The following is a 10,163-nucleotide window of genomic DNA, read 5'->3' on the forward strand; positions in this document are numbered from 1 at the left end:
CAATGTGGAGTCCTCCTTGGTTACCTAAGTTAGGGGTCAATTCGTGCAGATTTGACACCCCGTATCATACCAAGAGGGCTCTTTTTTGTTCAAGTCCCCAAAAATCCTTCTAACAGGAATGCTCCTTTCTAAAAATCCTTATGTTAGATAAGAATCTTTAGAAAAGGGGTCCTTCATCCTAGAGTGGATGAAGGACAAGAGATCATATTTTATTTAAGAATGTCTGTAATGTAGTTACCGATTACAGCTGTTCCACCTAAAATATAATGGTTATCTTTTGATTGAGCATATTGTTGAACGTCACTTTCCATCCAACCTTTTCGTGTAAGTACGATAGGCATATCATGGTCAATAGCGATACGACTTCCGCTTAAAGCGTCTGCGAAACTTTCTCCACTTGCGATACCTACTGAAGTAGTATTTGGATAGTACTTCTTAGCAATAGCTAGTGCGGTAGCATATCTTGTATCACCTGAGACTCTTTGTACTTCTACATTAAGTGCTCTTAGAGAAGACTCAATTTGAGGTGAAAGTACTGCCGTACCTCCTACGAGTGTCACCTTCTTAATGCCTTTTTCCTTAATATAAGAAGCAATACGAGAATCCAGACTTGCATTGTTATTTAGAAGGATAGGAGCTTTAATTTCAGCAGCATAAGGAACGATACTTAACGCATCTGCATAATTAAATCCGTAAGTAATAAAGATTTCAGTTGGATTAGATACTGCTTTTTTAGCGATTTGAATGGATGTTTCCACCCGATCGATTCCACCGATTCTTTCAACAGAGAACTGATTTCTAAAAGCATTTTCTACCGTATTACTTACCGCGGCTTCTCCACCTAAGATATAAACTTTCCCACCAGATTTTAATAATCTACTAGTCTCATTAAGAGCATTTGAAATATTGGTTTGATTGTTATCTACCAAAATTACGGCTCCGTTATGTGTATTGTTTAAAACCCCGCCAGCTAACGCATCTGGATAATTCCAAGCATTGGCTAGAATAACCGTATCCAGAGATTTGCTAGCGATTTTCTTGGTTAAAGCTAGGTTCGTACCAAAACGTGTTTCCCCTGCCAAACGTTCCGTAACTTGCTGTGGAGCAGGTGTAGGAGTTGGTGTTGGAACTGGAGTTGGTGTTGGTGTCGGTGTCGGTGTGACAACAGGCGTTTCAGCAAAATTAAACTTCACTTGATAGTTCTTATTTACCTTACTGTTATTGTTTACACTTAAGAAGTACTTCCCAGTGTACTTTGCGTTATCAATATTCACCGAACCCGAAAATACTTGGTTAGGCATGCCGACTTGAGCTTTTGACCATATTTTAGTAAATGTGCCATCATTCAATTCTGCAAAAAGTTCATAAACTAGATAATGATCAAGATTATATGATTTCCAGTGGTTGAATTCGTCCGCTGGATAATGAACCTCAAACGACAAAGTTCCTTTAGTTTTGTTCGTTTCAATTCTAAAATTATCAATTCCATCGAAATCGGTATTCCACTTAGTTGCCACGAGTGTATTATTAGGAATTAATGTTGACTCAAGTTCAATCCCCTTACCGTTTTCAAATTTGATATAATCATTAGGTTCGTGTGGATCATTAGAACCAATTGGATTCGCACCAAAATACAATCTTAGAGTATAATCCCCTAGATATACATCAGCCGGTGCTTTAGCTCGAATGTATACATCCTTACCAGCTAAAGTTTGTAAATCTCGAATGGTTGAAATATCTACTAACTGCCCATTTATTAGTACAAACATAGCTACCTCTGTTGTGGTTTGCACTTGCATTCTTGCAATTGCTCCCCTCTCATTAGGCCAAGTAGTAACATACCAATCTTCTTCACTTACACTACTAAGAGTACCTGTTAAATCTACCCTTTTATCTAGTGTTTCTGCCAAGCTATATGAAGGATTAATACTAAATCTTTGTGCTGTTTGATACGTATTGTTGTTAGTATCAGCTGCAAGCACCGAACTTTGCGAAACACCCCCCATCATAAGACTGGTTACTACTAAACTTCCCACTACAAATTTATTAACTACTTTTTTCATTCAAACCACCTCCGTTTTGTAATTAGAGCATACAAAAAGGGTTCTTTAGGAATTTTAGACACAATAAAAAAAATACTGTGTTATAAGCTCCCAAAGAACCCTAATAGTTTCTATGCCCCGGTCATCTAGTATGTATAGATGCCAAAAAATTAAAAGAATGAAATAGTATATTTGTATTATATCTTTTAACCTATTTAGTATTCAAGGGGAAAATATGAAATTTATTCCTCTGTAATAATTATACCACATACAAAACTGTAATCAAGTATGTATTGTGAGGATTCTATGAAACTATTACTTTATATATTCGTAAACCGCTGCTTGTCGGATATAGGTTGTACCACCTTTAAACCAGCGGGGGCTTTCTGTAGTTAGTACTGCTATGACACTTGGTCCATTTACCGTTTCCATAATGTCGTAATCGTCATTTACATAGGTAAAGGGATAAGTGCTCGTCATGGAGTCATCTATAAATTCCAGGTGAGATACATAAAGATCTTCTTTAAAAAATGAGTTTTCTTTAGGGGTATACACATAGCCCGCTGATGTTTCTAATCGTAAGTTTGATTCTAAACTCTCTGATAAGTTAGTGATTGCTTGGTTTTGGTCAAAAACAATACGTCCATTCGCCATATCAACAGGTGAAACAGCGAGTGCTGCATCATGTACAGCCAACTCTAAAGAATTTTTAAGTTGTCGAGTAGCGGTTTTATCCGCATCTAAATTGATTTGCATTTGAGTAATAAGAGCAAACAGTAAAATAAACAGGACCGTTCGTAACGTTGTTGACATAAGAACAACTCCTAATTGATGTATTCGCTAAGTATTTTTGTTTCTTTCTTAAAAGTGGTTGGTGCTGGATCAAAGATATCTAGAATAAAAATAAAGCCTCTTGGTGCTTCAATACTTGCTGTTAAATATTGATTTCTTGGTGTTAAACTTTGCGTAGCGGTAATCGTTAACTTATCCGGATCAAAATTATAGTTATCTACTAAAGTAGAAGTCATATCATTAATAATTTCTGGAGTAAATCGTCCCTCAATCGAAGCTTTTTTGGCTCCTTCTGTTAGGACAACCTCTACCGCTTCCCTATGCAAACTATCCACGTAAGTAAGAATAGGAGCGAACATAATATTAATGGCTATAAAAAGAGTCATCCATTCTGCAAGAGTTTTAGACATACCCTATCCTCCTTTTTGAAATAAAAGGGGGAGATTGCTCACCCCCTTCTTGCTTAATTACTATTGATTAGCTCGTACACCTGCACCAGTAGGTAAGTTGTTACTCATGTTAGTAATATCAGTTTGATAATCATTTGTTTCAGTACCGATCATGTTGTAACCGATAAAGAATAAGAAAGCTGAAATGCAGATTACTGTAATACCGATTTTTAAGAAAGTAGATAGTGATTGATTCATGTTTTGTTTCCTCCAATGTGTTTGTTTGTATTTTTATTAGTTTTTAAACTTTAATTGATGCTCGGTTTTCATCATATCTTCATGCTGGTCATTCTTGTTGATTAGCCCATCAAAAACAGTGCCAAGAATTAAAAATCCCATAATGGTGGCTACTGCTGCTATAACCATAAATGTTGAAAGAGTTTTATCCATCCTGGTCTCCCTCCTAACCGCTAGAGGTTATATAATTTGTTACGTCACATGACATCCCGTTAAGGACCAAATACATAGCACCAAATATGAAAGCCGAAACGGTAACTGCGGTAATAGCGATTTTCATGAATGTACTAAGTGAAGAGTTTATTCGACTCACCCCCCTTCAGTGGACTATTTTGTTACATTCTTGATGAACTTAAAATAACGGAAACCATGGTTACGACCACAACAAGGAAGTTCAAAATGATAACGAAATGTGTCGTTTTAATGGGTAGTCCTAATAAGTCAGTTGTTACTTTTCTCTTTCTTCGATAGTTTTCAATCTGAGATTTTACAAACATATTATGCATGCCCCTTAGATGCCCTAGAGCGGTTTCTCTACTTACATCATCAAGGTTCTTAATTACCCCAATAAGGGCTTGAGCCTCTTTGGAATTGAGTTCTTCTCCAAACTTATCTAGTGCTACCTTTGGCCCCTCACTGTTACTCCAGTTCGTAAGAAGGATCGTGAATGATTTTTCTAACACTTCAAAATAAGGCATGATGTTTCTTAACACGTTGTATGTATTAAGCTTGCTAACATTCATCATTTCAATTTCATTGATTAATAGGTCATACAACATAAACACTTCCGCATGTTTTTTGGCATTATGATAATCGATCACCCTCTTCATCGTGTAGACGAATAACGAGAATGGAAAACTAGGCGCACCAAGTACTCCGACAATGATTATGGATGCAATTGCAATTGTCGTCCCTCTAGTAGTGCCTCCATGAATGAGGATTGGGCCAATAACATAATAAATGAGCAAGAAAAATAGGAATCCACCTAAGAAAAAGTAATATTTAGTACCTGTTAAGCCAAGTGGATATTGAGCCTTCCTTAACCATTCCTCTGCTTTTGAGCTTTTCGTTCCTTCAATGATCTTGTCCTTACTTTTAGCTAGGTTAGAACGTAAGCGGACGCGGTGTTGCATTCTCTCAACCTTCGAATTCAATCCTGTGTAAACCAGAATGCCTGCAATGGAAGAAAGGATAATCACCACGCCATATATGAGATAAGGTAAGATTTTAAAAAGCATTATTTCATTTGCCATGATAGTCTCCTTTCCTACAGGTCATTTTTAGGACGTTTCAAGAAAACGGAAATGATAAGGGAAAATACGACCCCTAATACTGATAAAGAGAATAATAGGATGTTCCAACTTTGTCCGAATTGTAACTTAAACCAATCCTGAGCTCCCGATGTAAAGTAGCCTAGTACCAAGGATAATATAAACACTGGTACAGTTAGATAACCGTTATAGACAGAATCTAGTGTTTGGGAATGTTCCTCTTCTAGCATTTCAGCAGTTTCTTCCATTTGCTTGTTTAATACCATAAGAGCATTTAAGACTTTCTCATTATAAAGATAGGATTTTAAGATAATACTACCTAATCGTTTACTCCAACTTGTCCCAGCTGTATAGGTAAATACTTTAATGGTCTCTTTTAACTCTTGCTCGTTTCTGGATACTTGAAGGTCTGAAATTAATTTAACCAGTACCTTTCTTAATACAGGACTTTTTATCGTTTTTTGCGTTTCATTCAATGCATGATACATATCGTAGTGCATGGCATTGTAATTTTGAGTTAGTTCTTGAACAAGTGTTAAAAACTCCTGACCCATTACAAAGCGGATGTTACTTAGTCTCATTCGCAAGAATAGATATGGGATCAAGGAAAGCAAAAATCCAAAAATAACTGCTACAAGTATGTCTCCGAATGTTATGAGAATGAATAATCCAACAGATATAACTAATAATCCGGAGAGAGCAAGGAAAGCTGTTACGTCAAAATCGCTTTTCTCCTCCCTTGTTGTTCGGATTAACAAATGAAGATGTTTCAAAAAGCGATTATTGTACTCTGCATTTGAAATGGTGGATTTACTTTGGATTTTTCGAATACGATAACGATAATTCCACTGGGCATATTTATCTTTTAAAGGAGCTAACATGATGTTTTTAGATGTCCATAAAGTGATACCCAGCAACAAAGCATAAAGGAAAAAGCTTACACCTACTTGCCAAAACCAAGTGATTAGACTATCCAAGGTCATCATCTCCTAGCAAGTGGTCTACAATTTGATCTTTGATCTTCATAAAGTCAGAGATAGGAGACTTCTTTTCTTTCTCTTTCAGATGATTCAAGAGAATTTTCGTATCTTCTAAACTTTCATCAGCCATCAACTTAAGTAGGTCTCTACTTAGATTGGAAGAATAATAGTATTTATCTGTTAGTGGACTATATCGGATAAGGTCTTGTGTTCTATGTTTTCTTTCCTCGTTGTCCCAGATGATTTCCGTTACACCAATAACCCTTTTTCTCCTACGATCTCTATCAGCACTCATGGTGACAATAATATCGATGTTACTGGCTACACGTTGTAATTCATTATCAAAGTTACGGTTAGGAAACTCATCCAGTATATGTCTGGTAATCTGAGGAACGACATTTTCAACGGTGGTTAAGTGATACGTAGATACCGCTCCACGTTCCCCTCTCTCACATGCTTGCAAGTAACCTTCAGTTTCTAAACTACGAATCTCCCCTACAACTATGTAGTCATGTTCCATACGAAGAAGTCTTGGCACTGCATGGTGAAGGTCTCCTTCTTTGGCTTGAATTTCAAAGATTAAGCGGTCTGGAAACTGCTGAGATAACCCTAGTTCAAAGTGTTTTTCCATTACTGCAGCGACGAAAGAAGAATCTCTTTCCCTAATCATGGTTTTCATAAAAGTGGATTTCGCTGAACGAACACGTCCAGCAAATATCGTGTTGGCCATGGATCTCGCAAGTGCGCGAAAGAATGGAATATCATCTTCTAATATTGTCCCTCGTTGGGCTTGCTCCTCTAAACTCATGTTTTGGACGACGAACCGTCTGAACATGATATAGTTTTCTCTTCCCCTTGGCTTTTGGATCATGGTGATACGTGAACCATCTTCACGCTCAATTTCTAGCTCTGGGGTTTGTTCGTTAATTACAGCGTCTTTGACACGCATGGTAAACGCACGTTTGATACGTTCAACCGCTTCAAGACTTTCAAACTCCTCATTTTGCTTTTTAAACTGACCATTTTCATCAATCCAAAGTTGTCTGCCACGAATAACAGCTGCTTCACTAAAAGGGAGCTTGTCCCATTTATGCAGAATACTCATTCCCCATACTTCATGAAAGATGGCTTCAGCTAAAGAATCATAGAAAGAAGGGTATTCCTTAGTGGTAATGTTATGTTTCCTTAGTACTTCATTAATTTGATTGATAAAGTACGACATAGCTTCCTGGTCTCCAATGACCGCTCGATGTTGACGGTCTAACCAAGTATCTTCTACTTTTGAAAGAAAACTATCATCGTTTTGTTCCTTTTTGCTATCCGTTACCCCACCAATGATAATATGGTCCAGTTCTTCACGGATCGTTTTGCAAATCGATTGGAAGGACTTCTTTCTAGCGTATGTTGTAACGAATTCGGTTTTTAACCCCTTTTCCGCTACAATGCTTGCAAGCATATCGGAGGTACTAAATGGTTTCTCTATTCCTAGGTCTTGTTCTAGTTGTTTCAAAACGCCCCCTCCTTCCTACTTATTAAATAGGCCCATTAAGCCTTTTTTTCTTTCCTTATATTCATCAGATGGTAATTCTTTTTCTCTTAAACGACATTCAGAAATAATAATGTTAGATAACAAGTCAATATTCTTCATATAGATCGACTCGCTTGTATCGTAGAGGAGTCTCTTTTGAGCGGAAGCGATGGTCCCTAACTCACCCATATCTGGAATAGTAACTACTCTTGTCATATCCAACTCTTCTTCAAGAGCTTTTTCAGTAATTAACGTATTGGCTGGTTGATATCGATTAACAACCAACATAAAGTCTTCTGATTTTCCACCAATTGGTTCAATCAGCTGTTGATATACATAAGGGAAGTATCCTCGATACCCTTTCTCTTCCTGGGTTGCTATTAAGAACTTCAAATTACTTGATAAATAAGATTGGACGGTTGGTGCTGTGTCAAAGTGAGTACCAGCATCGATTAAAATTACGTCAAAGATCTCCTGTGCCACTTTAATGAGATGTTGAATCTCATGAGGCTGATAAAAACGTTGCATTTTAATATCACGATTTCCGGCTAAATGATAAAAGCTTTCATGTTTGCTGACTGCTTCCTGTAAACGAGCAGGTGATAAGTTCTGTGTTTTTAAATCAATCTTTAAATCATTTAAATAATGACCTTTATAGTCGTAGAAGTAATCTGCTGGATCCCAACTATTTAAACTAAGAACCAAGACCTTTTCTTCCACTTTTTTTGATAGTGAACGAGCAACATTCAGGACAGTTGTTGAAACACCTGCACCACTATGACTTCCAAAGAAACCAATTAATCGTTTAGAAAGGAAATTCTCTCGGTCAGTTAGTTGGTTTAAGATTTCATGAACGGTTTGCTCCCACGTGTTGTACTCACTTAGCATTTTGACTTTATGAGCGGCGCATAAGCGAGTAAGAGTCTTCATAATCACATCACTATTAATCGACTTAGGTTTATAAAAGACGGGGGTATTTGGATACTTATCTCGTAAACCCTGTAGATTATGAATGTCGTAAAGGTCACCATCTAGGACAATGGCTGATAACTCAATCGTTGCATCTTTTACTCCATCCCAGACTAGACAAGTGGTTACTTCTTCTTGTTTATCAAATAATTCTTTGTACATGGAGTTTCTTGTAACAATGGCAATTTGCATTTGTTTTCTCTCCTTCCTCTATTATTGGTACGTAATATAAAGTCTGGCCCCTTTTGAAAGAACCTCTGTCATAAGCCTTGTAAAATCCTCTTCGTTAAGGATCAATTCGATATCACTAATTTGAGAAGTGGCATTTAATCGAGAATCGTCTTTTACTCCTCCTTCGGCAGCAACAACCTCTTTATTACCGCTATCCTTTACATAAGCGACACGAACATTTTTAAGAAATGGCTCTGTATCTAACATTTGTTTTCCTTCAGTGGAAGTCGAATGGTTAGCTGTCTCCGTTGAAGGTTCTGTACTTGTTTCCGTCCCTTCTTCGGTGGCTGGAGTTTCGGAAGTTACAACACTCGGTCCACTTTGCATAAAACTAGCCGTACCATCTGGATTAACAAGGTAGATATCAATAATGTCTTTCCTTCTCAAAGAGCCCGGTTGAGCATAAATCATATCTCCTGTAATTGGTCGAATCGCTTCACCTTCAGCAGCATCTGGTACCATTAGGTCGTAATCAATCATCTTGGTGGAAACCATGGAATTTCCAATCAAATCTTGTTTGGCATCCCGACCAATTATATCCTTCAAATCATCTGCAAAGACCACATCTTTAAGCAAAGTATCCTTTGCTCTTCTTTCAATAATGAGTTTATCTTTAGTAATTCGTTCAGATTTCTTAATCTCTTCTCCAGGTTTAACGACTACCACTTCTTCACTATCGATTCTCTCTTTAATGTAAAAGTCGTAAGTGAAAATTAATCCGATCGTTGCAAGAGATAAGAAGATACCTGAACCGATTTTAACTGCGGGTTTCATTCAGTTGTTCCTCTCCTTCTGTCAGCTTGGTCTCTTTCTTCTCGATGGTAATGTTTCGGTTAAATAACCCTTTTAAAAGGCCAGTGCCTTTTCTTTGTTTCTTTAAGAATTCCTTTGGAAGGATCTCTTCTAAAAGCGGTTGAAGGTACATTTCCATTCGTTTTTGGCTTTCTTTATATTCATTTAGGAACTTCCCTTCGATTTGAGCCTGAAAGACATCTTTCACTGGGAAAACAGGAATACTCGTTACAATCTTGTCTCTGTACATATCCTGAATTAAGGCACTTTCAAGGGTTGGCTTATCGAAACGGTTTCCTATAATTGCAGATTTTTCACTTCCAAGTTTTTCACGCATGAATGCAATGCTTGGATTTTTGGTTTCCTCAAAGTACTGGATAAATGGGATATCCGGTTCGAATACAAAGTACACATGATCAGCGATATCAAATACATCCTGGAATAACTCATATTCCCAATCAGTCCCTACATCCATGATGGTTACGGAGGAAGCGGAAGAGAAAAGAACCTTAATTAAACTCTCGAATGCAACCTCCCCCTCTTGATAAACGGGTTCATTGGTAGGGTGTTTACAAATGATATCTACATCAAACTTGCTCCAGTCATAAACACTCTTCACTTTAGGGTCAATGTATTTACTAAACTGATAGAATTTGCTACGATAATCAGCTGCATGTTCCGCTCCGTAAAAGCGGTCATATGTATAAGGCTTGGAGAAAGGACTTTCTACGTAAGTTGTAGGGATACCTGTTTTTGACATCTTTAAATTTCCTAAAGTTGACGGTATTGCCTGTCCAGAATTAGTCGATTATAATGTCCGTATATAATTCGAAACATTTCGACATTTATTTTGGGGAAAGGAAAAGACGTCC

General features: G+C 37.3%; 11 protein-coding genes. All 11 read right to left on the reverse strand.

Annotated elements, in window-relative coordinates; genetic code table 11:
- Nucleotides 1–209: 209 nt before the first annotated feature.
- The 11 genes from ACFFHF_RS12370 to ACFFHF_RS12420 all read right to left on the reverse strand — a co-directional run bounded on the left by ACFFHF_RS12370 (nucleotide 210) and on the right by ACFFHF_RS12420 (nucleotide 10,051).
- Nucleotides 210–2,063 carry a cell wall-binding repeat-containing protein gene (locus ACFFHF_RS12370; protein WP_160548329.1) on the reverse strand — a complete coding sequence of 618 codons (1,854 nt, stop codon included), beginning with the start codon at nucleotides 2,061–2,063 and terminating at the stop codon, nucleotides 210–212.
- A gap of 294 nt (nucleotides 2,064–2,357) precedes the next feature.
- Complete coding sequence (locus ACFFHF_RS12375) at nucleotides 2,358–2,855, reverse strand: peptidase M23 (protein WP_160548330.1); 498 nt, start codon at nucleotides 2,853–2,855, stop codon at nucleotides 2,358–2,360.
- A gap of 11 nt (nucleotides 2,856–2,866) precedes the next feature.
- Nucleotides 2,867–3,244 (reverse strand): hypothetical protein, encoded by a 378-nt coding sequence (locus ACFFHF_RS12380; RefSeq protein WP_160548331.1) that lies wholly within the window; start codon nucleotides 3,242–3,244, stop codon nucleotides 2,867–2,869.
- 60 nt (nucleotides 3,245–3,304) lie between these two features.
- Entirely contained in the window at nucleotides 3,305–3,481 is a 177-nt protein-coding gene (locus ACFFHF_RS12385; protein ID WP_377058282.1) for a hypothetical protein, read from the reverse strand.
- A gap of 36 nt (nucleotides 3,482–3,517) precedes the next feature.
- Nucleotides 3,518–3,673 carry a hypothetical protein gene (locus tag ACFFHF_RS12390; protein WP_160548332.1) on the reverse strand — a complete coding sequence of 52 codons (156 nt, stop codon included), beginning with the start codon at nucleotides 3,671–3,673 and terminating at the stop codon, nucleotides 3,518–3,520.
- 182 nt (nucleotides 3,674–3,855) lie between these two features.
- Nucleotides 3,856–4,773, reverse strand: coding sequence for a hypothetical protein (locus ACFFHF_RS12395; protein WP_160548333.1), 918 nt, complete (start codon nucleotides 4,771–4,773; stop codon nucleotides 3,856–3,858).
- A gap of 14 nt (nucleotides 4,774–4,787) precedes the next feature.
- Complete coding sequence (locus ACFFHF_RS12400; RefSeq protein ID WP_160548334.1) at nucleotides 4,788–5,768, reverse strand: hypothetical protein; 981 nt, start codon at nucleotides 5,766–5,768, stop codon at nucleotides 4,788–4,790.
- The gene (locus tag ACFFHF_RS12405; RefSeq protein WP_377058283.1) at nucleotides 5,761–7,281 is read right to left on the reverse strand and encodes an ATPase, T2SS/T4P/T4SS family; all 1,521 of its coding nucleotides are present in this window, start codon (nucleotides 7,279–7,281) and stop codon (nucleotides 5,761–5,763) included. The genes ACFFHF_RS12400 and ACFFHF_RS12405 overlap by 8 nt, the downstream gene beginning before the upstream one ends.
- A 15-nt stretch (nucleotides 7,282–7,296) precedes the next feature.
- Nucleotides 7,297–8,460 carry a P-loop NTPase family protein gene (locus tag ACFFHF_RS12410; RefSeq protein WP_160548335.1) on the reverse strand — a complete coding sequence of 388 codons (1,164 nt, stop codon included), beginning with the start codon at nucleotides 8,458–8,460 and terminating at the stop codon, nucleotides 7,297–7,299.
- Between the two features lie 21 nt (nucleotides 8,461–8,481).
- Entirely contained in the window at nucleotides 8,482–9,273 is a 792-nt protein-coding gene (locus ACFFHF_RS12415; protein ID WP_160548336.1) for a hypothetical protein, read from the reverse strand.
- On the reverse strand, nucleotides 9,257–10,051 hold the full coding sequence (locus ACFFHF_RS12420; protein ID WP_377058284.1) for a CpaE/TadZ family protein: 795 nt from the start codon (nucleotides 10,049–10,051) through the stop codon (nucleotides 9,257–9,259). The genes ACFFHF_RS12415 and ACFFHF_RS12420 overlap by 17 nt, the downstream gene beginning before the upstream one ends.
- Nucleotides 10,052–10,163: the final 112 nt, after the last annotated feature.

Source organism: Robertmurraya beringensis (assembly GCF_042433785.1).
Lineage (GTDB): Bacteria > Bacillota > Bacilli > Bacillales > Cytobacillaceae > Robertmurraya_A > Robertmurraya_A beringensis.

Excerpts from the sequence above, each read along its gene's own strand:
- ACFFHF_RS12395 (WP_160548333.1), bottom strand. The coding sequence starts at position 4,773 with ATGGCAAATGAAATAATGCTTTTTAAAATCTTACCTTATCTCATATAT.
- ACFFHF_RS12420 (WP_377058284.1), bottom strand. The coding sequence starts at position 10,051 with ATGTCAAAAACAGGTATCCCTACAACTTACGTAGAAAGTCCTTTCTCC.
- ACFFHF_RS12375 (WP_160548330.1), bottom strand. The coding sequence starts at position 2,855 with ATGTCAACAACGTTACGAACGGTCCTGTTTATTTTACTGTTTGCTCTT.
- ACFFHF_RS12385 (WP_377058282.1), bottom strand. The coding sequence starts at position 3,481 with ATGAATCAATCACTATCTACTTTCTTAAAAATCGGTATTACAGTAATC.
- ACFFHF_RS12370 (WP_160548329.1), bottom strand. The coding sequence starts at position 2,063 with ATGAAAAAAGTAGTTAATAAATTTGTAGTGGGAAGTTTAGTAGTAACC.
- ACFFHF_RS12415 (WP_160548336.1), bottom strand. The coding sequence starts at position 9,273 with ATGAAACCCGCAGTTAAAATCGGTTCAGGTATCTTCTTATCTCTTGCA.
- ACFFHF_RS12390 (WP_160548332.1), bottom strand. The coding sequence starts at position 3,673 with ATGGATAAAACTCTTTCAACATTTATGGTTATAGCAGCAGTAGCCACC.
- ACFFHF_RS12380 (WP_160548331.1), bottom strand. The coding sequence starts at position 3,244 with ATGTCTAAAACTCTTGCAGAATGGATGACTCTTTTTATAGCCATTAAT.
- ACFFHF_RS12410 (WP_160548335.1), bottom strand. The coding sequence starts at position 8,460 with ATGCAAATTGCCATTGTTACAAGAAACTCCATGTACAAAGAATTATTT.